This is a genomic window from Paenarthrobacter sp. NPDC056912 (assembly GCF_042786555.1).
GTDB lineage: Bacteria > Actinomycetota > Actinomycetes > Actinomycetales > Micrococcaceae > Arthrobacter.
On sequence record NZ_JBHUCD010000004.1, the window covers coordinates 214051 to 236955 of the forward strand.

Sequence of the window (22905 nt, forward strand, 5' to 3'; positions counted from 1 at the left end):
TTCCTGCCCGGGCCCGGCCCGGCGGTAGGGTTAATGGCATGACCGAACAACTTGCTGTTGCAGTGCTGGGCGCCCACGGGCGTATGGGAATTGAAGCCGTTAAAGCCGTTGAAGCGGCGGACGACATGAAGCTGGTTGCTGCCCTTGGCCGCGGCGATTCCCTGGAGACCCTGTTGGACACCGGTGCACAGTATGTTGTTGACCTGACTGTTCCGGACACCACCGAGGCCAACGTCCGGTTCGCTGTGGAGCACGGGATCCATGCTGTTGTGGGGACCACCGGATGGGACGCCCAGCGCTTGGGGTCACTGCGGGAACTCTTGGATCAGAAGCCGGAAACCGGTGTCCTGATTGCCCCCAATTTTGCCTTGGGTTCAGTGCTGGCGTCTGCCTTCGCGGCCAAGGCTTCGCAGTACTTCGAGTCCGTGGAAATCATCGAACTCCACCACCCGAACAAAGTGGATGCGCCCTCCGGCACGGCAGTACGCACGGCACAGCTGATCGCTGAGGCCCGGCAGGAAGCAGGCGTCCCGGCGAGTCCCGACGCCACCGAATCATCTTTGGATGGAGCGCGCGGTTGTGACGTGGACGGTGTCCGAGTCCACAGCGTGCGGCTCCGTGGCTTGGTGGCACATCAGGAAGTCCTCTTCGGCGGCCCGGGCGAGCAGTTGACCTTGCGCCACGATTCCTTCGACCGGGCTTCCTTCATGCCCGGTGTCCTGCTGGGGCTTCGTAAGGTTGCCGCGCACCCGGGGCTCACAGTAGGCCTTGACGGCTACTTGGATCTGGGGCTCTAGGATCATGGGAAATTTCTGGGCTTCATTCAAGAAGAACCGCACCAAGATCTGGGTCGGAGCGATCACCCTGCTGCTGGTGCTCTACTTGGTGGTGTCCGTGCAGCGCTCATTCCTGCTGCTTGGCGACCCCAATCTGATAGCCAAGGGCATCGGGGCCGCGTATCTGGTCCTCCCGATCGTTGGAGCGTGGGCCTTGATCCGCGAACTCCTTTTCGGGGCCCGTACCGAGCAAATGGCCAAGGTTTTGGAAGCCGAAGGCGGGCTGCCTGTGGACACCTTGCCACGAACTCCCGGGGGCCGGATTGTCCGCGCTGCCGCCGACGCGGAGTTCGAGAAATACCGCGTGGAGGCTGAGGCCGCACCGGAAGACTGGCGCTCCTGGTTCCGGCTGAGCTGTGCCTATGACGCCTCAGGGGATCGCAAACGTGCCCGCGAAGCCATGCGGGACGCCGTGAAGCTTTTCCGTTCTCAGCCCACCGCGGCCGGCCGGTAGCTGCCCAGGGTCGACGCCTGGTGCGCCAGCCACTCGAGCGGTCCTCGCCTGCGCAGGAGCGCAAAGCACACACCGATGCCCACCGCGGCGAGGGCTTGCGTCCAGTACACGCTTTCGTCCGTCCACCCGGCCGGTAGCGGCTGGTTGGTGAAGCCGGACACAACCCAAACGTGGGCTGAATAGAGGCTCAAAGTCATGGCCCCCGGGCCGCTCAGGACCAGCAGGAAGTTGACTTTGGCTTTTTCGGCCAGACGCCCCAGCAAGAGGAACAACCCCACGATTGCCGCAGCAACGCCGGAGGTGTGCAGCAGGTCCAACGTGGTGCCGGCGTGTGGCGCTGCCGTGGCAAGCCACCACCAGGAATCCACCTGCTGCAGTCCCGTGAGGTTGACTTGGAGCATGCTTTCCAGCGGATAGCCACGTGTGCCCGGGAGGGACTCAAGGGCAGCCCTGCCGCCCCACGCTTCCATTGCCAATGTTCCAGTGATCTTGGCCACTGCGGCCACGGCGGTTCCGCACGTCAGCAGCAAGAGCTGCACCTTCGCCGTCGTTAGCGCCAATCGCCCGATCGCCAGCCCGATCAAGAGGTAGGAGATCCACTGGAAGACGGGGTAGTAGCCCGTGAAGAACAGGTCCGCCACGAGGCGTCCGGGTGTCTCCAGGTCCTCCCCGCTGGGGTTGTGTCCCAACTGGAGTGGCGGAGTTGCGTCGAGAAGGAAGGGCCGGACCAGGAAAGCCACAACCGGCGACGCCACCACCCAGCCAACGGCCCAGAAACAGAGTGCTTTGAGGCGCAGGCCAAGGAATGGCAGGATGCACAGGAACAAGACGGCGTAGTGGACCAGGATCACCGCAATGTTGACGTCCAAGGCCCCCAGGGTGAGTCCGACGACGGCAATCACCAAGGCGCGCATGGACACTCCGCTCCGGGCCGCCCAGAGGTCCTTCCCGCTGCGTGGTTCCTGCTTGCCGGTGCTGAGCGCCAGTCCGATTCCGGCCAGCACAGCGAAGAGCGCGGCAGACCTCCCGGAAAACACCAGTCCCACGAACGTGGGGTCCCAACTCGGGGATGGTCCGAACGTCGGCATCAGGTGAGTGGCCATCATGCCCAGCAGTGCAGCGCCCCTGGCCGCATCGATGCCGGTCAAACGCGTGGAGACTGCGCGGCCGCCAGGCGATTTCCGGGGAGGCGCCGTCTCGTGCGAAGTCATGGTGCGATCGTCTCATGCGGGATCGGAAATGCGACTGCAGTGGTCTTGGGACAACAGACCTTGTCTTCGAATATATGTTCGAATACCATGACTGCATGAACGATGCTCCAAACACGCCGGCGGGGTTGAACGGCCCCATGAAGGCGATGAGTCCCGGTGTGGTCGACTTCCTGTTCCGCCAGCTCGTGGCAGGGGAGCCGCCCGAGGATGTCCAATGGCGCCAGGAGGGGACAGCCCTCGCTGAGCAAGCGCCCGGGCCGGAGCTGGCCAGGCGACTCTCAGAGGCGGACCTGGAAGCGTTGACACCCTTGGAGCTGTTCGAGTACGTCCGCGCATCACAGCGGCTTGTAACCTGGGCCGAGCACCTCAAGGAGCAGGCCGTCGCCCGGTACTGCGCGGAGGAACCAGCGCGAACCCGCCGGCCCGCATAGTATGGCCGGGTGACTGCCGGGTTGAACGCCACTAAGACCACTGCCGCCGACGTCGCTCCCGGGCAAACGCCATCTGTTGCCCCAACGCTGACCGTCGCTGTAATCCAATACCAAGCCGTTGGTCCTGACGCTACGGGCGACCTCGTCAGGGCCAATGTTGACGCCCACGCAAGGCTCATTCAGCAAGCGCACGCAGACGGGGCACGCCTGGTGCTGTTCCCGGAGCTCTCATTGACGGGCTATGAGCTCCAGGAGCTCAGGGGTCGCGCAGGAGCGGCAGGAGAGCCCTCGCCTTGGCTCTGTGAGGACGACCCCCGGCTTGGCCCCCTGCGGGACATCTGCGCACGCCTCGGCCTCACTGCCATCGTCGGTGCCGCCTTGCGCGAACAGGACACCACCCAGCGGCTTGCCTCCCTGATCGTTGGTCCGGATGCCTCGGTCCTCCCGGCCTTCAAAACGCATTTGCATGGACTCGAGCAGGAACTCTTCGTTGCGGGAGGCGGCCCTGAAGTACTCGTCATCGACGGATGGCGGATTGCGCTCGCCGTCTGCGCCGACGCCGCCCACCCGTCGCATGCGGCAGCCGCGGCCGGAGCGGGCGCCGACGTGTACGCGGTGTCCGCCCTCTACGTCGGTGGTGAAGAAACCCGGCTCGGCCTCCATTTGGGTGAGCGTTCCATGGACCACCGGATGTTCGGACTCTTGGCCAACCTTGGCGGGCATACGCCGTTGGGCGAGTCCTGTGGTCGCAGCGGAACCTGGGGCCCGGATGGACTTGCCGGGGCTCGTGCAGGAGGCAACGGAACCGAAATCGTTGTGTCCACGCTGGATGGAAGCAGCCTGGACGGCTACAGGCCCAATCGCGGCAGATGACGACCATCACGCGGAACCCATTCCCGTAACGAGCCCGTGACAGGGTAACGTTTTTCTTATGTCTGACTCGCGCGCCCACATTCCCGCCCTTGGTACCCTCCTGACCGCGATGGTCACCCCCTTCACCGAGGACGGCAAGGTCGACTACGACCAAGCCGCTGCGCTGGCAGAGAAGCTGGTACAGGACGGTTGCGATGGCCTCGTTGTCACCGGCACCACCGGAGAAACCTCCACCCTTACCGATGATGAAAACCTCGGCATGTTCCGGGCAGTCAAAGAAGCCGTCGGAGGCAAGGCCGCCATCATCGCCGGGACCGGCACCAATGACACCGCCCACTCTGTACACCTCTCCCAGCGCGCGGCAGAGGTAGGCGTCGATGGTCTCCTGATCGTCACCCCTTACTACAACAAGCCCAGCCAGGCAGGCGTGCGCGCGCACTTCGAAACCATCGCTTCGGCAACGGACCTGCCCGTCATGGTCTATGACATTCCGGGCCGTTCCTCCATAGCGATCGCCCCCGAAACCATGATCGGCCTTGCCAAGCACCCGAACATCGTGGCAGTCAAAGACGCAAAGGCGGACTTCGCCGCGGCCACGCGGGTCATGGCGGAGACTGACCTTGTTTTCTACTCCGGCGATGACGGACTGACCTTGCAGTGGATGGCCCTCGGCGCCGCCGGCCTGGTGGGTGTCACCACCCACGTGGCCACGCGCCGCTTCCGCGAGCTGATCGATGCCGTCAACGCCAACGACCTCGCCACCGCGCGGGCCATCAACTTTGAACTGGAACCCGTAGTGCGTGCAACCATGACGCGGGTCCAAGGCGCAGTAGCCGCCAAACAGATTCTCAAGTGGCAGGGAGTCCTGCCCAACTCGGTTGTCCGTTTGCCCCTCGTGGAGCCGGACGAGGCTGAGATCGAAATCATCCGCGGGGATTTGGCCGAAGCCGGAATGGACTTCAACGTCTAGGACGGTTCCGCCGGAAAGTAGCACAATATGACCCAAACCGCCCTTCCTGGACTGGTTACTCCGCCGAAACTGCCGAAAGGCACGCTGCGGATCGTTCCGCTTGGTGGACTGGGGGAGATTGGCCGCAACATGGCGGTCTTCGAAATCGACGGCAAGTTGCTGGTTGTTGACTGCGGCGTGCTCTTCCCCGAGGAGACGCAACCTGGCGTCGACTTGATCCTGCCGGACTTCTCTTACATCGAGAACCGACTGCAGGACGTCGTGGGCGTAGTGCTCACCCACGGCCACGAAGACCACATTGGTGCTGTTCCCTACCTGCTGCGCCTCAAGGCAGACATCCCCCTGATCGGATCCCAGCTGACCCTTGCCCTAGTGGAGGCAAAGCTGCAGGAACACCGGATCAAGCCCTACACGCTCACGGTGACCGAGGGCCAAGTGGAGCAGTTCGGTCCGTTCGAATGTGAATTCGTGGCCGTCAACCACTCCATCCCGGACGCCTTGGCTGTGTTCATCCGCACTGAGGGCGGCACCGTGCTTCACACGGGCGACTTCAAGATGGACCAGCTGCCGCTGGATGGACGTATTACCGACCTCCGGCACTTTGCCCGCTTGGGCGAAGAAGGCGTGGACCTCTTCATGGCAGACTCCACCAACGCCGACGTCCCCGGGTTCACGACGGCCGAGAAGGAAATCGGCCCCACCCTGGACCGTTTGTTCGGTCAGGCCAAGAAGCGCATCATCGTGGCGTCGTTCTCCTCCCACGTCCACCGCGTGCAGCAGGTCCTCGACGCCGCGGCCAAGCATGGCCGCAATGTTGCCTTCGTTGGCCGATCCATGGTGCGCAACATGGCCATCGCAGCCAAGCTGGGGTACCTCGACGTGCCCCCGGGCATCCTGGTGGACATCAAGAACATCGACAACATGCCAGATGACAGAGTGGTGCTCATGTCCACCGGCTCGCAGGGTGAGCCAATGGCCGCACTCTCCCGGATGGCCAACGGGGACCACCGAGTGATCGTTGGCAAGGGCGATACGGTGATTCTGGCTTCCAGCCTCATCCCGGGCAATGAGAACGCGGTGTTCCGCATCATCAACGGCCTTCTCAAGCTCGGCGCCGATGTGATCCACAAAGGCACCGCCAAGGTCCACGTGTCAGGACACGCAGCCGCCGGCGAGCTGCTCTACTGCTACAACATCCTCGAGCCTTTGAACGCCATGCCCGTGCACGGTGAAACCCGCCACCTGATCGCCAACGGCAACATTGCCCTGGAATCGGGGGTGCCTTCAGAGGGCATCATCCTGAGCGACAACGGCACGGTCATTGACCTGAAGGATCACAAGGCCAACGTCGTTGGCCAGGTGGAGGTCGGGTTCGTCTACGTTGATGGTTCCAGCGTTGGCGAAATTACCGACGCCGACCTCAAGGACCGCCGCGTCCTGGGGGATGAGGGCTTCATTTCCGTCATCACGGTCATCAGCCGCACCACCGGAAAGATCGTGTCCGGCCCGGAGATCCATGCACGCGGAGTAGCCGAGGACGACTCTGTCTTTGACGAGATCATTCCCAAAATCAACGCCGCGCTCGAAGAAGCGGTGCTGAACCACGCAGACCACACCAACCACCAATTGCAGCAGGTGGTACGCCGGATCATCGGTACGTGGGTCAACCGCAAGCTCCGTCGACGCCCCATGATCATCCCGGTGGTCCTCGAGACGTAGTCCGCCAGCAACATGAATACCCAAGGGGGCCTGAAATCCGCGGATTTCGGGCCCCCTTGGGGTAGCGTGGCACTTATGGCGACCCGTACTTCCTCCACGCCACGAGGCAGCTCCAGCAGTAAATCCGGCGGCACAGGCCGGGGCGCAGCCACAGCCAAGACCGGTCGGGGCAGCGCTGCCCGCACCAAGCAAGCTGCCGCCGTAGAGCCCCATGCTCCGTTGCCGCTGCGTATGCTTGCGGGCGCCTGGCAGGGGATCGGACACGTGGTCGGTGCCGGGGTGCGGCGCATCGGCCAGGACGTCAGCGACCTCGATCCGGCGGATCGCCGGGACGGGGCGGCCCTGTTCAATTTGGTCTTGGGCGTCGCGATAGCCACCTTCGCCTGGTGGGGGCTGACCGGTTGGCTCCCCGACGCTGTCTACAGCGTAGTCAACGGCACGTTCGGGTGGATGTCCCTGGTACTTCCCTTCATGCTTTTCGTCTGCGCCTTCCGGCTGTTCCGCAAGCCACAGGACGGCCGCGGCAACAACCGCGTGGGCATCGGCTTCATGATCATGACCCTCGCCGGCTCGGGACTTGCCCACGTCATTGGTGGACTGCCCACCGTGGCGGACGGTTTCGACGGCCTTCGCAGGGCCGGCGGCATGCTTGGTTTCCTCGCGGCCGCGCCCTTGGCAGCCATCCACGTGGCAGTCCCGGTCATCCTCTACGGAGTTTTGGCCTTCGTGTCACTGCTGATCGTCACGGCCACCCCGTTTGGCGCCATTCCTTCCCGTATCCGCGGAGCTTATGAGCACCTCATGGGCGTTGACCTCATGGACGAGTCCGGCAAGGACGCCCATGACCGCAGCTACCTTTACGGAAACCAGGCCGCCGCCAAGCCCAAGAAGAAGCGCATGCGGTTCTTCGGCAAGGACGACGACGCCGACGCCGGCTTGGAAGGCTACGTGGGGGACGAGGCGTTCGAGCACGCCATAGTCGACGACGACGAAACTCCGGCGGCGTCCGAACCGCGCGTTCCGCCTGGCGTACGTCGCCCCACACAGGCGGAGATCGCCGTCGGGAAGATCAAGGCCGCGCAGGGTTTGGGCGGTGCCACGCCCGGCATCGACAACCCCACCGAAGCCATTCCGGTACTCACTCCGGAGATGACCGCACCCACCGTGGCCCAGGTACCGGCCCGCCCGGCGACGCCGCCGCCACCGCCCACGCCCATCCCGCAGCGCACGGAACAGTTGTCGCTCGCCGGGGATGTCACCTACACCTTGCCGGCCTCGGACTACCTGACGCCGGGCTCCATTCCGAAGGAGCGCACGGAAGCGAACGACGCCGTCGTCGCTGCCCTGACTGACACCCTGACGCAGTTCAACGTGGACGCCGCCGTGACCGGCTTCAGCCGTGGTCCGACCGTGACGCGCTACGAAATCGAATTGTCTCCTGGCACCAAGGTTGAACGCGTTACCGCGTTGTCCAAGAACATCTCGTACGCTGTCGCTTCCAGCGATGTACGCATCCTGAGCCCGATTCCAGGCAAGTCCGCCATTGGAATCGAGATTCCCAATACGGACCGCGAAACGGTCTCGCTGGGCGACGTGCTGCGCAGCCAAAATGCCCGTCGTACGGACCATCCGATGGTCATGGGCGTGGGCAAGGACGTCGAGGGCGGCTACGTGGTGGCCAACCTCGCAAAGATGCCCCACCTCCTGGTGGCCGGTGCCACCGGCGCTGGTAAGTCGAGCTTCGTGAACTCCATGATCACCTCCATCCTGATGCGCGCCACTCCGGACGAGGTCCGCATGGTCATGGTGGACCCGAAACGCGTGGAACTCACGGCCTATGAGGGCGTTCCGCACCTCATCACGCCCATCATTACCAACCCCAAGAAGGCCGCAGAAGCGTTGCAATGGGTGGTCCGTGAAATGGACGCCCGTTATGACGACCTCGCCAACTACGGCTACAAGCACATTGACGACTTCAACAAGGCGGTCAGGGCCGGCAAGGTGGTTCCTCCGGTTGACTCCAAGAGGGTCATCAGGCCCTATCCCTACCTGCTGGTGATCGTGGACGAGCTCGCCGACCTCATGATGGTGGCGCCGCGCGATGTTGAAGACTCGATCGTCCGCATCACCCAGCTTGCCCGTGCGGCAGGCATCCACTTGGTCCTCGCAACGCAGCGCCCGTCCGTGGACGTTGTGACGGGCCTGATCAAAGCCAACGTGCCCTCACGCATGGCCTTCGCGACGTCATCCGTTACGGACTCGCGGGTTGTCCTCGACCAGCCCGGTGCGGAAAAGCTCATCGGCCAAGGTGATGCCCTCTTCCTGCCTATGGGTGCCTCCAAGGCGATGCGCGTCCAGGGTGCTTGGGTCACCGAGTCTGAAATCCACAAGGTAGTAGAACACGTCAAGGGACAGCTGCAGGCTGTCTACCGTGACGACGTCGCTGCCGAGGCGCCCAAGAAGCAGATCGACGACGACATCGGAGACGACCTCGAAGTCCTGCTCCAGGCGACCGAACTCGTGGTCACAACCCAATTCGGTTCAACATCAATGCTGCAACGCAAGCTCCGTGTGGGCTTCGCCAAGGCCGGGCGCCTGATGGACCTTCTGGAGTCCCGCGGCGTAGTGGGCCCATCCGAAGGGTCCAAGGCCCGGGACGTCCTGGTCAAGCCGGACGATCTCGCTGCGGTCCTGGCTGCCATGAAGGGCCAGGAATCGCCGGCCGCGCCGGACGCGCACACCGCGGCGTTGAGTGATAATGCGAACTCCAACATCGCCGTCGGCGGCTATGCCGAAGACCTCGTGGCGGCCGACCTGGACAACCGCACCCAAGCCATCGAGTACTACGACGGCTCTGACGGCCCGAACGACGACGACGGCGGCGAGGACGCTTGGTCGCTCACCGGACGGTAACCCCAAAGACGGCAACCCCAAAGACGGTAGCCTAGAGGGGTGACTACAGCCGAGGGTGACAACGCCACTTCCCGCAGTTCCGAGGTCTGGAACCTGCCCAACATCCTCACGATGCTCCGCATCGTTTTGGTTCCGTTCTTCATCTGGTTCCTGCTCGCCGACGACTCGCGGCACGGCATCTGGCGTTGGGCCGCGGTCCTGACATTCGCCATGGCGATCTACACCGACAAGCTCGACGGCGACATCGCCCGGGCGCGCGGGCTCATCACCAACTTCGGTAAGATTGCCGACCCCATCGCGGACAAGTTGCTCATCGGTTCGGCCCTTGTGCTTTTATCCGTGCTGGGAGAATTGCCGTGGTGGGTCACAATCCTCATCCTGGTGCGTGAGTGGGGCATTACGGCCCTGCGGTTCTTTGTCATCAGGTATGGGGTCATGCCGGCCTCGCGCGGCGGCAAGCTGAAGACGGTAGTCCAGACCGTGGCTATCTTCCTGTACCTGTTGCCGCTTAAGTCCCTTGCCCCCTGGCTGGGCGACGTCGCGTTCTGGGTGATGATGGTGGCCCTGGCGATCACACTGTGGACCGGCGTCGAATATGTCATCCAAGCACTTAGGCTGCGGGCCGCAGGACGCCGCGGGTGAGTACCGCCGCCGCAACCGCGACGCAGGCAGTTTCCCTGGCCATCGGCAAGAACCTCACCGTTGGTACGGCGGAGTCGCTGACCGCCGGGATGGTGGCAGCAACGCTGGCCAATACGCCGGGAGCTTCAGGGATGCTGCAGGGCGGCGTCGTTGCCTATCAGAACTCGGTAAAAGCCAGCGTCCTTGGCGTGTCAGAGTCACTGCTCGCCGCCTCCGGGTCCGTTGACGGAGGAGTCGCCGAAGCAATGGCCGACGGCGCCCGGCATGCCTGCGGTGCCGACGTCGGCGTCTCCACCACCGGGGTGGCTGGTCCGGAGCCCCACGATGGCAAAGCAGTGGGAACGGTCTATATCGGCATAGCCACCCAAGCTGGCGCCGAATCGTTTGAATACAGCTTTTCGGGGGACCGGCAGTCCATCCGCGAGCAAGCGTGCGAGGCCGCTTTGGCGCGCCTGCTTGCTGCGTTGAGTGAGGTTGGTTACCGTTCGTAAAGTAGCCGGGAACAAAAACTCATTGCCAATAGTTGTGTCATTGTGTCGCTTCGGAAGAGCCGGGGCGCCTAGGATGTAGAAACCAACCCGGTCCGCCCACCAGCGAACCGGATGAACGAGGGAGCAAGGCGATACAGATGGTAATGCAGCCCGTATCCGTGAACGGCGTTGTCCGCTGGAAGGATGTGGGCTTGGCTGATCAGGCACAGAGCGAACAGAAGGAGCGCAAAATGGTTGTACTACGCCACGAGATCGGTGATGTACTGCGCGATGTCCGCCAGCGTCAGGGCCGTACCCTTCGCGAGGTTTCGCACAGCGCCCGCGTGTCACTTGGCTACTTGAGCGAAGTTGAACGCGGCCAGAAGGAGGCTTCTTCCGAGCTCCTGTCCTCTATCTGCACAGCCCTGGATGTTCCGTTGTCCCACATGCTCCGCGAAGTCAGCGACCGCGTGGCAGTAGCGGAAGGTGTGGCCGTTCCGGACACCGTTCCGCAGGAATTCTCGCAGCGCTACGGTCGCGATCTGGACCTCACGGATGACTTCCCGCAGGGAATGCTCTCCGGGGCCCGGTAACCAACACCACGACCCACGAGAAAGGTCCCCGGCTTCAGGCCGGGGACCTTTCTTCGTTCCATATGCGGGTGAACCTTCGCTCGAGCTTGTTCAGCCCGAGTTGCTCAGATGTCAGCGGGCTTGACCGCCTCTGCCGTGCCAGGTTCCTTCATGGTGACATCCTTGAGCAGCCCGTCACCGTATACGGCATTGAGCCGGCCCATGTAGTCGGCAAGGGTTTGAACGTCTTCCAAAGGCCACTCACCGAGGCGTTCGCGGAAAACCTGCCTGCGGGCATCCTGGACCTGGTGCATCTTCTCTTCGCCCTTCTCCGTCAGACGAATGGACTGGGCCCTGCCGTCCTGGGGATCCGCTTCCTTGTAGACCAAGCCAATGTTCTCCAGGAAGGCGATCTGGCGGCTCACCGATGGCTTGCCCACTCCGATGCACGACGCAAGCTCCGTCAAGCGGATGGGTCCTTCCCTGCGGATGACCGTCAGCAGCCCGTAGGCGGCCGGTTCCATGTCGGGGTGGACCTGGCGCGACAACTGGTGGGAGATCGCGCGGGCACGCCGCCAGAGCAGGCTCAGCTGGTGTTCCACCTGCTGGAGGGCGTCGTCTACGGCGTCGCCGGACACGGCCGGAGATGGCGTGCTGGGGAGAGGATTGCTCATGGCAACCATTCTAGAGTCCATGGCCATGAGAGACTCTATGCGTGAGGGCAAGTGACTTTTGGCGATTGATGGACGACGAATTCGGGGCAGGCTATTCCCGCGTCCTGGCCAACTCCCTGGTCCTTGCAGGCGTCGGTGGCCGGACGGCTGTGGAAGCCTTGGCTGCCGGACACACCCCCCGCGATGTCTGGCTGGCCATGTGCGAAGTCCAGGACGTCCCTCCGGAACGGCGGTTGGGCAGGGATATCAAACCCGCAGCCAACTGAGCCGGGCCAAGCTGGTTCTGCCGCGCTCCAGGGGTGACACGCCGGGCCGTTGTTCGAATATCTGTTCGGATGGGGATATGCTCCTTTCAGAGGAAAATTGATCCCGAAGGACGCATTCCGGAGCATCCCGGCAGCCACGGTTATCCACATAGCCGGAGCCGGCTTCAAAAAATGTCAGGGCGCCGTAATAGCGTCTGACATGACAGGAAAGCGGCCCTTCGGGCCACTCCACAGCGAGAAAGCATCAGAGGTGTGAACCATGGCGGCAACCCCGGATCGTGAAAAGGCGCTTGAAGCAGCGCTTGCCCAGATCGACAAGCAGTTCGGCAAAGGCTCCATCATGCGTCTGGGTGATGACACCCGCGCGCCCATCGAGGTCATTCCCACGGGCTCCATTGCGTTGGACGTCGCCCTTGGCATTGGCGGGCTTCCCCGCGGCCGTGTCGTGGAAATCTACGGCCCGGAGTCCTCGGGTAAGACCACCGTTGCCCTGCATGCTGTTGCCAATGCCCAGCGCGCCGGCGGCATTGCGGCCTTTATTGACGCCGAGCACGCCCTTGACCCGGACTATGCCGCGAAGCTGGGCGTGGACACGGACGCTCTCTTGGTCTCGCAGCCGGATACCGGTGAACAGGCCCTTGAGATCATGGACATGCTGGTGGGCTCCGGCTCGCTGGACATCGTGGTGATTGACTCGGTTGCAGCGTTGGTTCCGCGCGCTGAAATCGAAGGCGAGATGGGTGATTCGCACGTTGGTCTCCAGGCACGACTCATGAGCCAGGCGCTGCGTAAGATCACAGGTCGCTTGAGCCAGACGAAAACCACAGCCATTTTCATCAACCAGCTGCGTGAAAAGATCGGCGTCTTCTTCGGATCGCCGGAAACCACCACTGGTGGCAAGGCGCTGAAGTTCTACGCTTCCGTACGTATTGACGTCCGCCGTATCCAGACCTTGAAGGAAGGTGCCGATTCCGTCGGTAACCGTACCAAGGCCAAGATCGTCAAGAACAAGATGGCTCCGCCCTTCAAGATCGCCGAATTTGACATCATCTACGGTCAAGGGATTTCCCGTGAGGGCGGCATCATTGACATGGGTGTCGAGCACGGCATCATCAAGAAGTCCGGTTCGTGGTTCACCTATGACGGCGACCAACTGGGCCAGGGCATGGAGAATTCGCGGCGATTCCTCAGGGATAACCCTGAGCTGGCCCAAGAGCTTGAGCGCCTCATCAAGGAAAAGCTCGGCGTGGGTGTCAAGCCTGAGGAGGACTCCCCGAAGCTGAAGGCCGTTGACGGCTAGGAAGGGGCCGGATCCGGATTCGTCCGTATCCGCCGATCCCGAGCCTGATCCCGAATCCGTTGCGCGTGCCATCGTCCTCAGACAGTTGACGATGGCGCCACGGAGCCGGCTGCAGCTCTCCCGCAAGCTCGCTGAGCGCAACGTTCCCCAGGATGTTGCCGAAGCGGTCCTGGATCGCTTTGAAGACGTCCAGCTGATCGACGACGCCGAGTTCGCCATGATGTGGGTCCGCAGCCGTTCGCAGACCAAGAAGCTCGCCAAAGGCGCGCTCCGTCGGGAACTGACGGAAAAGGGCATCGAGCCGGATGCAGCCGAGGAAGCGCTGTCCCAGCTCAGTGACCAGGACGAAGAATTGGCTGCGCGGGAACTCGTCCAACGCAAGCTGAGGCCCGGAGTGGATTTGTCGGATCGCGGGGAGCGGGACAAATACACGCGCCGGTTGGCGTCCATGCTGGCACGCAAGGGCTATTCCCCCTCAGTGGCGTTCCGGATTGTCGGTGAGGTGCTGGCAGAAGCCGGTACCCTTGAGTAGTGAGTTTGACCATTCCTTCCCCTGCAGCAGATACCACCACCTCGGCTGAGCCCAGGACCTACCAGGTCCGGACTTTTGGCTGCCAGATGAACGTCCATGATTCAGAACGCATGGCGGGTCTGCTCGAGGATGCCGGCTATGTGCCTGCTGAAGGCGACGTGGCCGACGTCGTGGTTTTCAACACCTGCGCCGTCAGGGAGAATGCAGACAACAAGCTCTACGGAAACCTGGGTCAGTTGCGGCAGGTCAAAGAAGCCAACCCCGGCATGCAGATTGCCGTTGGTGGTTGCCTTGCCCAAAAGGACCGCGAAACCATTGTGAAGAAGGCGCCGTGGGTTGACGCCGTGTTCGGAACGCACAATGTGGGGGCCCTCCCTGCCTTGCTGAAACGGGCCCGGCACAACAACGAGGCACAACTCGAAATTCTCGAGTCGTTGGATGTCTTCCCGTCAACGCTGCCCACCAAGAGGGACTCGGTCTATTCCGGCTGGGTTTCGATTTCCGTGGGCTGCAACAACACGTGTACCTTCTGCATCGTGCCTTCGCTTCGCGGCAAGGAGAAGGACCGCCGGCCGGGGGAAATCCTGGCGGAAATCCAGGCACTCGTTGATGACGGAGCAGTGGAAGTCACCCTGCTGGGGCAGAACGTGAACTCATACGGTGTGGAGTTTGGTGACCGGCAGGCCTTCTCCAAGCTCCTGAGGGCCTGCGGAGAGATCAAAGGCCTTGAGCGGGTCCGTTTCACGAGCCCGCACCCCGCAGCTTTCACCGACGACGTCATTGATGCCATGGCGGAGACACCCAACGTGATGCCCCAGCTGCACATGCCTCTCCAATCAGGCTCGGACAAAGTCCTCAAGGACATGCGTCGTTCCTACCGGTCCAGCAGATTCCTCGGAATCCTCGACAAGGTACGGGAACGTATCCCGGGTGCGGCGATCACCACTGACATTATTGTTGGGTTCCCTGGCGAGACCGAGGAAGACTTCCAAGCAACCCTGGACGTCGTGGAGAAGTCGCGCTTCGCTTCGGCATTCACGTTCCAGTACTCCAAACGGCCCGGTACACCGGCCGCTGAATTGCCGGAGCAACTGCCCAAGTCTGTGGTGCAGGAACGCTATGAAAGGCTGACTGCGCTCCAGGACCGCATCGCCGCGGAGGAGAACGCGAGGCAGCTGGGACGCAAGGTTGAGGTACTTGTCACTGCCCAGTCCGGACGCAAGGCTGACGAGACCCACCGTTTGTCCGGCCGATCAAAGGACCAGAGACTGGTGCACTTCTCTGTTCCGGCCGGAGCCGAGTCCCCCCGTCCCGGTGATTTCGTGACTGTAACCATCACCGAGGCCGCCGCATTCCACCTAGTCGCCGATCCCGCCAGTGCTGCAGATTACACTCTCCGGCGGTCCATGGCTGGCGATGCCTGGGACCGTTCGCAGGCCGATTCCTGTGGCGTCCCTTCGCCCGGCGGCGGTTCGGGCAAGGCCGGTGTGTCTTTGGGCATGCCGTCGTTGCCGGTTCGTCGCGCATAGCAAGGCACGTACCCACCACATGCCGTTTCCTCCTGGTGAAGCAACCCCTCCTGTCATTGCCGTCGTGGGTCCCACGGGCTCCGGCAAGTCCGATCTCGGTGTAAATCTGGCGCTGGCGCTGGATGGCGAGGTCATTAACGCTGACGCCATGCAGTTCTATCGCGGCATGGATATTGGAACAGCCAAAATCAGCGTCGATGAGCGCAGGGGTGTCCCACACCACCTTCTGGACACCATGGACGTCACGCAGGAGGCCAGCGTGGCGGACTTCCAGGAGGAATGCCGGGCCGTCATCGGTGACGTTCACTCGCGGGGCAAACGCGCCATCCTCGTGGGCGGTTCAGGGCTCTACTTGCGGGCGGCCCTTGATGTCCTGGAATTCCCAGGCACTGATCCTGTACTCCGGAAGCGCCTCGAGGATGAGTGCGAAGCCCACGGCCTTGCACTGCTGCGCGCCCGCCTTGAGCTCGTCGATCCTGTTTCTGCCGCCCGTGTTGGCGATGCCCGCCGCGTGATCCGTGCCCTTGAGGTGCATGGGCTCACCGGCCGTCCGTTCAGTTCTTTCATGCCGCAACGCGAGTACTTCCAACCGGCCGTGCAAATAGGCCTGTCCGTGGACCGGGAAGAGCTGAGGGAACGCCTGGCAGTTCGTGTTCATCGCATGGTGGGCGACGACCTGCTCGGAGAGGTCGAGCGGTTGGATGGCCAAGGGTTGAGGCGCGGCAAAACAGCCTCCCGCGCCCTGGGGTACGCCCAATTCCTGAAGGTCCTGGACGGCGAAAGCCAGGTGGCTGCTGCTGCTGAGGAAACCATAGTTGCCACCAGGCAGTTCGCGCGTCGCCAGCTGACCTGGTTCCGGGCCGACCCCCGTATCGGTTGGCTTGACTGGCGCGACCCCGATCTCGTGGCCAAAGCGTTGGCCTTGGCCTAGGCCGCAGCAATTTCTGACCAAACATCCGTGACAGGTAGCCTAGTTCCATGGATGAAACCGCCGCAGTTCCCGCCCAGCAGCCATCAGCTGCCGGAGCCCCCGTGCCCGCTGCCAGCCTTGCAGGTCTGGAGTTCTCCAAGGGCCATGGAACAGGCAACGACTTCGTCCTCATCGCTGACCCCGGCGACGCCCACGAGATCACGCCTGAACAGGTGGTTCAGTTGTGTGACCGCCATGTGGGGATAGGCGGAGATGGCCTCATCCGGGCAGTGCCGTCCCGGTTCCTTCCAGAAGGCCGTGATGTGCTGGAGCAGGACCCCTCCGCGGAGTGGTTCATGGACTATCGCAACGGCGATGGCTCGTTGTCCGAAATGTGCGGAAACGGTGTCCGCGTCTTTGTACATTTCCTCATCGCACAGGGCCTCGTGGACCTCGGCCCGGGCCAAACCCTCACCATTGGTACCCGCGGTGGCATCAAGAAGATCGTCCGTACAGCCAACGCCTACGCAGTGGACATGGGCCCGTGGGAGTTCATCTTCCCGCAAGAAGCCACCAGCAAAGCCATGGACGCACTGGTCAGCGCCGACGGCCTGGAGGTGGCCCGGCCCGGTCTTTCCGTGAGCATGGGCAACCCGCACACCGTGGTGGCGCTTGCTGAGCTCAGCGAGCTTTCGGCCACACAGTTGTTCAAGGCTCCGGTGGTTGATCCCAAACCCGCCAACGGTACCAATGTGGAATTCGTTGTCCCCGCAGAGCCGCTGGTCGAAGACGGTGTGGGAACCATCACCATGCGTGTCCATGAGCGAGGAGTGGGGGAGACCCAGTCGTGCGGCACCGGGGCTTGTGCCGCCGCCGTCGCCATCCGCCACTGGGCGGGCAGCACCGCCCCGAACGATTGGCACGTCAACGTACCGGGCGGCGTCGTGGGTGTTAAATTCTTCCCGGGGGCCGGCGGCCGCGAGCACGTGGAGCTTAGCGGGCCCGCAGTCATCGTTGCTACTGGGACGCTTTCCTGACCCGTAGGATCCTGAAGGACTTGGACGTACTTTCACGGGAGACCGTGAAAGTACCGTCCAATTCAGAGGCCAGCCAGCGCTGGAGCGAGTCCGAGCCCAGGTTCTTCTGAACCACCAACCAGGCGTTTCCGCCTGGGGCAAGGCGAGGCAGCCAGGTCAGCAACAGCGAATGAAGTTCGTCCTTGCCGATGCGGATGGGCGGGTTGGACCAGATGGTGTCGAATTCGACGGCGGGGTCCACCTCGTGCGGAAGGCTGGCCTTGACGTTGGTCAAGCCAAGCGACTCCGCATTCTCGTTCGTCAGTGTGATGCAACGTTCGTTGACGTCAACGGCGTGGACCTGCGCGTGGGGCGCCATCAGTCCCAGGGTCAGGGCGATGGGACCCCAGCCGCAGCCGATATCCAGGAGGTTGCCCCTCGGCGAAGGCGGCGGGACGTCTGCGAAAAGAACGGCTGTTCCCTTGTCCACGCCGTCCGGACTGAAGATTCCCGAGGAAGTCTGCAAGTGGCGCGGAGCTCCGGCGAGTTCCACTGTGAGGGGCTTGCGGGTGAACGGTCCGGCCGGTTGGGCGCTGAAATAGTGTGCAGACTCCATAATTTGCCAGATTAGTTGGCTATCGGCGCCTTGGGAAACTGTCAGCTCGCAAGGGCGGTTTGACACCGGGTGCTAACGTGGAGTGCATGTTCTTGATCTTCGAGTAATCGGCCGAAACCCGCCTGAAGCATAGGCGCTACACGGCACCGCCCGCGATGCAGGCCCGGCTCGGCTCTATTGCCCCGCCCATGGCCTTTCCGCTGGCAGGTCCATCCGGCATAGTCCATTGACTCCCTTTGGAGACGGACGCTCTGAAGATCACACTCACCCACGCATCGTTTGTGGACCGCCATTCTTGCGGTACGCAAGGCGTAGTGGCAGTGCGCTCTCCTGCTGGCCAGGACCTTCCCGCGGATCCAACCCGCTCGATCACAGCAGCCAGAGCTCCCACGGGACAATGGCGTTCACCACACAGGAGGCCTCTTTGGCCCAAGCCCGTCAGCCCAGCGCGAATAGCGCCCCATCGAACAGCAAACAGCACTATTCTGGAATAGCCGAACAGTCTAAGGAGACCATGACCACCCAGAAGCACTCCGGATCCGATTCCGACGCCCAGGACATGAGTCCTGAACAAATCCAGGCCGTCATCGACCGGATTCTTTCCAAGGATGTACCTGTCCAAGCATCCGATGACAATGATGCCAGCGGCGTGTTCGGCAAGGCCCAAGCGATCTCCACGCTTGACCAGGAACACAGCATTTACGACGGCGACCAGGAAGACCTGGCCGAACGCCGTGCGCTTCGCCGTACCGCAGGACTGTCCACGGAACTCGAGGATGTCACTGAGGTTGAATACCGGCAGTTGCGCCTCGAACGCGTAGTTTTGGCGGGATTGTGGACCGAGGGGACCCTGGCCGACGCCGAGAACTCGCTCCGCGAACTGGCAGCCCTGGCTGAGACCGCAGGGTCGGAAGTACTCGATGGCTTGGTGCAGCGGCGCATGAAGCCGGACCCCGGTACCTTCCTGGGATCGGGCAAGGCGCAGGAACTCAAGGACATCGTTGCCGCCACCGGTGCCGACACCGTGGTGGTGGACACGGAGCTTGCACCATCGCAGCGCCGCGGCCTTGAAGACATCGTGAAGGTCAAGGTTGTGGACCGCACCACGCTGATCCTGGACATCTTTGCCCAGCACGCCAAGAGCCGTGAAGGCAAGGCCCAGGTTGAACTTGCGCAGCTCGAGTACCTGCTCCCGCGTCTGCGTGGTTGGGGTGACTCAATGTCCCGCCAGGCTGGTGGACAGGTGGGTGGTGCCGGTGCCGGAATGGGTTCGCGTGGCCCGGGTGAAACCAAGATCGAACTCGATCGCAGGCGCATCCGTACCCGCATGGCGAAGCTTCGTCGTGAAATCGCCGCGATGAAGCCGGCGCGTGAGACCAAACGTGCCAACCGCCGTCGTAATTCTGTACCTTCTGTTGCTATCGCCGGGTATACCAACGCTGGAAAGTCGTCACTGTTGAACCGCCTTACGGACGCCGGTGTACTTGTGGAGAACGCGCTGTTCGCCACGTTGGACCCCACGGTTCGCAAGGCGCAGACTCCAGATGGCATCGGCTACACGCTTGCTGACACTGTCGGGTTCGTCCGTTCCCTGCCCACCCAACTGATCGAGGCCTTCCGGTCTACGTTGGAGGAAGTAGCGGACGCGGACCTCATCCTGCACGTCGTGGATGCTTCGCACCCGGACCCGGAGGGGCAGATCGCGGCCGTGCGGTCCGTCTTCACGGAGGTGGATGCGCGTAAGGTTCCCGAGATCATTGTCCTGAACAAGGTGGACGTGGCGGATCCGTTCGTCGTCGAACGCCTGAAGCAGAAGGAGCCCCGCCACGCGGTGGTTTCCACCCGCACCGGACAGGGAATCGCGGAACTCCTGGAAGACATCAGCCAGTCCATACCCCGGCCGGGGGTGCGCCTTGAGCTGCTGATTCCTTACGACCGTGGCGAAATGATCAACAAGCTGCATAGCTCCGACTCGGAAATCTTGAGCCTGGACCACCAGGAGAACGGGACCCGCGTCGTGGCGATGGTCCGTGAAGGACTGGCCGCCGAACTGGAGTCATTCGTCAGCAATGGTTGAGAAGGTGGCGGCGGACGTCGTCGAGTCGGTGGGGGAAAAGTTCACCCTTGAGTTGTTGGACCGGGCTGTTGCCGGGATGGGCGGTCAAAGCCGTGCCGGCCAGCACGAAATGGCCAAGCATGTAACCCGGGCCATCGATACCGGGGAGCACCTGCTGGTCCAAGCGGGAACGGGGACAGGTAAGTCGTTGGCATACCTGATTCCGTTGATCGCGCATTCGATGGACAGCAATAAACCGACGCTCGTGTCCACCGCCACCTTGGCATTGCAGACCCAGATTGTTGGCCGCGATCTTCCGCGCCTGCTGGAGACCATCAACCCTGCCCTTGAACGGCCCGTGTCAGTGGCTCTCGTCAAAGGCCGGGCCAACTACGTCTGCCGTCAAAAACTTGAGGGCGGCTTCCCCAGCGAAGAACCGTCGGAAGGGCAGCTGTTCTCCCTCGGTGAGGACACCAGCGTTCCACACTTCGCCGCGTCCATGGGCGGACCGTCGTCGCAACTTGGCAAGGAAGTGGTGCGGCTCCGGGAATGGGCAGAAAAGACTGCCACTGGAGACCGCGACGAACTCATGCCCGGCGTTACTGACAGGGCATGGCGGCAGGTATCGGTGACCTCCATGGAGTGCCTCGGTGCGCAGAAATGCCCCGTGGCCGAGGATTGCTTCAGCGAGCTGGCACGGTCCCGGGCGGCGGAAGCGGACGTCGTCGTCACCAACCATGCAATGCTGGCCGTCAGCGCCTTTGAAGGGCTGGCCGTGCTGCCCGAATACGACGTCGTGGTGGTTGACGAGGCCCACGAGCTCCAGGACCGGGTGACAGGCGCCGTATCAGGTCAATTGTCGGTAGCCATGGTCCACGCCGCGGCCTCAAGCGCACGCAAGCACACCGCCATTACCGTCGATGCTCTCAACGCTGCGGCCGAGCGCTTGGATATGGCCATAGCCGGCGTGCCCAATGGGTTGTTGCCCAGTGGGCTCAACGACGAACAGCTCGATTGCCTGGACCAGTTGCGGGACGCTACGCGCGCGGCACTCTCCGATTCGAAGACGGACTCTTCAAACGCGGTGGACGGCGGCAGGCAGCTCGCGCGGTCCCGCCTCATGCTCATCCTGGAATTGTGTGAGCGGATGCTCGCCGCCAAGGAGAACCGGGAAGTGGTCTGGTTCTCGCGAAACAGCACCTTCGACCCCCAGCAAGGCTACTCGCAGCCTGACGAGACAAGCCCGGCACTTATCAACATCGCCCCGCTCAGTGTTGCGGGAAGGCTGCGCGAAGGCCTGTTTGCCGGACACACTGTAGTCCTCACTTCGGCGACCCTCGCCATAGGTTCAGCCTTTGAACCGGCAGCGGGCGGCCTTGGGCTGATTGGCGACGGCGCGCCAAGCTGGACCGGAATCGATGTTGGCTCGCCTTTTGACTACCCCAAACAGGGGGTGCTGTACGTGGCGAAACACTTGCCCAAACCGGGCCGTGGGACTTCCTTGGAAGCGCTGGACGAACTTGAAGACCTCATCAGGGCGTCCGGTGGGGGAGCGCTGTGCCTGTTTTCGTCACGGCGGGCGGCCGAGGAAGCCGCCGATGCCATGCGGCTCCGGCTGGACGTGGACATCCTTTGCCAAGGTGAATCCACCATGGCGGCCCTGGTGAAGCAATTCGCGGACGAACCAGATACCTGCCTGTTCGGAACGATGTCCCTCTGGCAAGGTGTGGACGTTCCCGGAGTTTCCTGCCGCCTCGTGGTCATCGACCGCATACCGTTCCCGCGACCCGACGACCCCCTGATGACCGCCCGCTCCCGGGCCGTCGCTCAATCCGGTGGCAATGGATTCATGGCTGTGTCCGCAACCCACGCCGCCATTCGCTTGGCGCAGGGAGCAGGGCGCCTTATCCGCTCTACAGGCGACAAAGGGGTTGTGGCGGTGCTGGACTCCCGACTCTCCACGGAGCGGTACGGAGGGTTCCTGCGGGCCGCCCTGCCGCCATTCTGGGCGACGACCGACAAAGCGGTTGTCCGGGGAGTCCTGGAGCGTCTGGGTTCGAAAAAGAAAGCCTAGAGGGAACGCAGTACCGAGACGACCTTGCCCAAAATGGTGGCTTGGTCGCCGAGGATCGGTTCGTACTGGGTGTTCTGGGGCAGCAGCCACGTGTGACCGTCGCGTTGGCGGAAGGTCTTCACTGTGGCTTCGTCATCCAGCAACGCGGCGACGATGTCCCCGTTGATGGCATCATTCTGACGCCGCACAACCACCCAGTCGCCGTCGCAAATGGCAGCATCGATCATCGAGTCGCCGGCGACCTTCAGCATGAACAACTCACCGTGGCCCACCAGCTGACGCGGCAAAGGCAGGACATCTTCCACGGTTTGCTCGGCGAGGATGGGGCCACCCGCGGCGATGCGGCCAACTAACGGGACCATTGCGGTATCGCTGGCGCTGGCCAGGTCTGTGAAGGAAAGCCGACCTGCGCTTCGCAAAGTGGCAGGCGCCTCCACTCCGGGCGCGGTTCCACCGCCATCGAGGGTCAGGGGCATAAGGACTTCCATGGCACGGGGACGTTTGGGGTCGCGGCGCAGGTAACCCAGCTTCTCCAGTTGGGACAGCTGGTGCGTGACGCTGGACAAACTGGCGAGCCCCACGGTGTCGCCGATTTCGCGCATGCTCGGCGGATATCCGTTGTCATTGACCGACCGCTGGATGGTCTCCAGGATCTTCTTCTGCCTGACAGTCAAACCCTTGGGACTCTTTGGAGGCTGTTGGCTCCGCAGGGGTGCCCCGCCGCCTGTGGCTTTCGCTGCCATGTTCGCCAATGCCTTTCCGTTCCGCCCCCGCACGCTCAAAAGAGTGTCCGGGGATGCTGGGTCTGAAAAATGTCAGACCCTCCTGTTCCACTGAAACA

Annotated in this window: 22 protein-coding genes; 18 read left to right on the forward strand and 4 right to left on the reverse strand. The window is 62.9% G+C overall.

The genetic code is table 11. The features are described from left to right. Positions 1-38 precede the first annotated feature (38 nt). Together dapB and ACFRJ9_RS06430 are read left to right on the forward strand one after the other, a co-directional pair. Positions 39-797, forward strand: coding sequence for a 4-hydroxy-tetrahydrodipicolinate reductase (gene dapB / locus ACFRJ9_RS06425; RefSeq protein ID WP_377665609.1), 759 nt, complete (start codon positions 39-41; stop codon positions 795-797). A 4-nt stretch (positions 798-801) separates the two neighbouring features. Continuing rightward, positions 802-1290 (forward strand): tetratricopeptide repeat protein, encoded by a 489-nt coding sequence (locus ACFRJ9_RS06430; protein WP_377665611.1) that lies wholly within the window; start codon positions 802-804, stop codon positions 1288-1290. Here ACFRJ9_RS06430 and ACFRJ9_RS06435 read toward each other — a convergent pair. Beyond that, positions 1266-2501 carry a heparan-alpha-glucosaminide N-acetyltransferase domain-containing protein gene (locus ACFRJ9_RS06435; protein ID WP_377665613.1) on the reverse strand — a complete coding sequence of 412 codons (1236 nt, stop codon included), beginning with the start codon at positions 2499-2501 and terminating at the stop codon, positions 1266-1268. The genes ACFRJ9_RS06430 and ACFRJ9_RS06435 overlap by 25 nt on opposite strands. Before the next feature lie 95 nt (positions 2502-2596). Between ACFRJ9_RS06435 and ACFRJ9_RS06440 the strand changes: the two genes are divergently transcribed. From ACFRJ9_RS06440 to ACFRJ9_RS06475, 8 genes are all read left to right on the forward strand, one after another. Then, positions 2597-2932: a hypothetical protein gene (locus tag ACFRJ9_RS06440; RefSeq protein WP_377665615.1), complete on the forward strand. Its 336-nt coding sequence runs from the start codon at positions 2597-2599 to the stop codon at positions 2930-2932. A gap of 9 nt (positions 2933-2941) precedes the next feature. Further along, a complete protein-coding gene (locus ACFRJ9_RS06445; protein ID WP_377665617.1) occupies positions 2942-3805 on the forward strand; it encodes a carbon-nitrogen hydrolase family protein in 864 nt (287 codons plus the stop codon). Positions 3806-3863: 58 nt separating this feature from the next. Further along, on the forward strand, positions 3864-4775 hold the full coding sequence (gene dapA, locus ACFRJ9_RS06450; protein ID WP_377665619.1) for a 4-hydroxy-tetrahydrodipicolinate synthase: 912 nt from the start codon (positions 3864-3866) through the stop codon (positions 4773-4775). A 27-nt stretch (positions 4776-4802) separates the two neighbouring features. Continuing rightward, complete coding sequence (locus ACFRJ9_RS06455) at positions 4803-6494, forward strand: ribonuclease J (protein WP_377665621.1); 1692 nt, start codon at positions 4803-4805, stop codon at positions 6492-6494. Between the two features lie 75 nt (positions 6495-6569). Beyond that, positions 6570-9407 carry a DNA translocase FtsK gene (locus tag ACFRJ9_RS06460; protein ID WP_377665623.1) on the forward strand — a complete coding sequence of 946 codons (2838 nt, stop codon included), beginning with the start codon at positions 6570-6572 and terminating at the stop codon, positions 9405-9407. Positions 9408-9446: 39 nt separating this feature from the next. Continuing rightward, entirely contained in the window at positions 9447-10049 is a 603-nt protein-coding gene (gene pgsA / locus ACFRJ9_RS06465) for a CDP-diacylglycerol--glycerol-3-phosphate 3-phosphatidyltransferase (protein WP_377665625.1), read from the forward strand. Further along, complete coding sequence (locus ACFRJ9_RS06470; RefSeq protein ID WP_377665628.1) at positions 10046-10540, forward strand: CinA family protein; 495 nt, start codon at positions 10046-10048, stop codon at positions 10538-10540. The genes pgsA and ACFRJ9_RS06470 overlap by 4 nt, the downstream gene beginning before the upstream one ends. Before the next feature lie 137 nt (positions 10541-10677). Beyond that, entirely contained in the window at positions 10678-11112 is a 435-nt protein-coding gene (locus tag ACFRJ9_RS06475; protein WP_377665630.1) for a helix-turn-helix domain-containing protein, read from the forward strand. Positions 11113-11216: 104 nt separating this feature from the next. Here ACFRJ9_RS06475 and ACFRJ9_RS06480 read toward each other — a convergent pair whose 3' ends face one another. Further along, complete coding sequence (locus ACFRJ9_RS06480) at positions 11217-11765, reverse strand: MarR family winged helix-turn-helix transcriptional regulator (RefSeq protein WP_377665632.1); 549 nt, start codon at positions 11763-11765, stop codon at positions 11217-11219. Between the two features lie 68 nt (positions 11766-11833). On the opposite strand from ACFRJ9_RS06480, the gene ACFRJ9_RS06485 reads away from it, so the two are divergent. From ACFRJ9_RS06485 to dapF, 6 genes are all read left to right on the forward strand, one after another. Next, positions 11834-12031 (forward strand): DUF3046 domain-containing protein, encoded by a 198-nt coding sequence (locus ACFRJ9_RS06485; protein WP_377665754.1) that lies wholly within the window; start codon positions 11834-11836, stop codon positions 12029-12031. 259 nt (positions 12032-12290) lie between these two features. Then, a complete protein-coding gene (gene recA, locus ACFRJ9_RS06490) occupies positions 12291-13331 on the forward strand; it encodes a recombinase RecA (protein ID WP_090822488.1) in 1041 nt (346 codons plus the stop codon). Continuing rightward, on the forward strand, positions 13321-13863 hold the full coding sequence (locus ACFRJ9_RS06495; protein ID WP_377665635.1) for a regulatory protein RecX: 543 nt from the start codon (positions 13321-13323) through the stop codon (positions 13861-13863). Before recA ends, ACFRJ9_RS06495 begins: the two co-directional genes overlap by 11 nt. Then, on the forward strand, positions 13863-15392 hold the full coding sequence (gene miaB / locus ACFRJ9_RS06500; protein WP_377665638.1) for a tRNA (N6-isopentenyl adenosine(37)-C2)-methylthiotransferase MiaB: 1530 nt from the start codon (positions 13863-13865) through the stop codon (positions 15390-15392). Before ACFRJ9_RS06495 ends, miaB begins: the two co-directional genes overlap by 1 nt. Positions 15393-15411: 19 nt before the next feature. After that, positions 15412-16323 (forward strand): tRNA (adenosine(37)-N6)-dimethylallyltransferase MiaA, encoded by a 912-nt coding sequence (gene miaA / locus ACFRJ9_RS06505; RefSeq protein WP_377665640.1) that lies wholly within the window; start codon positions 15412-15414, stop codon positions 16321-16323. A 47-nt stretch (positions 16324-16370) separates the two neighbouring features. Next, positions 16371-17339: a diaminopimelate epimerase gene (gene dapF, locus ACFRJ9_RS06510; protein ID WP_377665642.1), complete on the forward strand. Its 969-nt coding sequence runs from the start codon at positions 16371-16373 to the stop codon at positions 17337-17339. Here the strand turns inward: dapF and ACFRJ9_RS06515 are convergent. Further along, entirely contained in the window at positions 17320-17934 is a 615-nt protein-coding gene (locus ACFRJ9_RS06515; RefSeq protein WP_377665644.1) for a class I SAM-dependent methyltransferase, read from the reverse strand. The two genes, dapF and ACFRJ9_RS06515, sit on opposite strands and share 20 nt — an antisense overlap. 514 nt (positions 17935-18448) lie before the next feature. On the opposite strand from ACFRJ9_RS06515, the gene hflX reads away from it, so the two are divergent. Together hflX and ACFRJ9_RS06525 are read left to right on the forward strand one after the other, a co-directional pair. Next, positions 18449-20011 (forward strand): GTPase HflX, encoded by a 1563-nt coding sequence (gene hflX / locus ACFRJ9_RS06520; RefSeq protein WP_377665646.1) that lies wholly within the window; start codon positions 18449-18451, stop codon positions 20009-20011. After that, on the forward strand, positions 20004-22064 hold the full coding sequence (locus ACFRJ9_RS06525; RefSeq protein ID WP_377665648.1) for an ATP-dependent DNA helicase: 2061 nt from the start codon (positions 20004-20006) through the stop codon (positions 22062-22064). Before hflX ends, ACFRJ9_RS06525 begins: the two co-directional genes overlap by 8 nt. Here the strand turns inward: ACFRJ9_RS06525 and lexA are convergent. Then, positions 22061-22807, reverse strand: coding sequence for a transcriptional repressor LexA (lexA, locus tag ACFRJ9_RS06530; protein WP_377665650.1), 747 nt, complete (start codon positions 22805-22807; stop codon positions 22061-22063). The genes ACFRJ9_RS06525 and lexA overlap by 4 nt on opposite strands. Between the last annotated feature and the right edge of the window lie 98 nt (positions 22808-22905).